Annotated in this window: 1 protein-coding gene; it reads left to right on the top strand. The window is 52.7% G+C overall.

Features of this window, described 5'->3' with window-relative positions:
* Nucleotides 1-565 (top strand): shufflon system plasmid conjugative transfer pilus tip adhesin PilV (gene pilV, locus BZK42_RS28040; protein WP_143329791.1); only part of this gene is annotated, 565 nt, incomplete at both ends.

Here is a 565-nt window from a genome sequence, read left to right as displayed (position 1 = left end):
TCTGTACCGTTTTCAGGTGAACGGCCGGCCGGAACTGAACAAAATGCACACGTCGATAGATATGGGCGGCAACAACCTGAACAGCGCCGGGGTGGTGAACGGGAAGTACGGTAACTTTGACGTCAGTGTTGTGAGTAACGGCCCTGTGACGGCAGGAGGTGATATTCGCAGCACAGGCGGGTGGATAATCTCACGGCACGGACGGGGCTGGATGGATGAAACCCATGGCGGTGGGTTCTACATGACGGATAATGAGTGGATCCGCAGCCTGAACAACAAGAGCATTTACACCGGCGGACAGTTAAAAGGCGGTTCAGTCCGGTCTGACAGTGACCTGTCTGCCAGTGGTATTTTAAAGCTTGACCAGGTGAACGTTGCAGGCACCTGGTGTCCGCAAAACGGGGCGATAAGCCACGACAGCTCCGGGGGAATACTTTCATGCCAGTCCGGTCGCTGGCAAACGAATAAAAATGTCTGGCGATCCGTCAGCCGGTTTACCTTATATCCGAAGAATTCAATGAACCTTGGGAGATTCAAACTTTGCATAAATTCCTTCCGTATTGAC

It is taken from the genome of Citrobacter braakii, assembly GCF_002075345.1.
Taxonomy (GTDB): Bacteria; Pseudomonadota; Gammaproteobacteria; order Enterobacterales; family Enterobacteriaceae; genus Citrobacter; species Citrobacter braakii.
The sequence above is the reverse complement of the archived record's forward strand: the minus strand, read 5'-3'. Positions and strand labels throughout refer to the sequence as shown.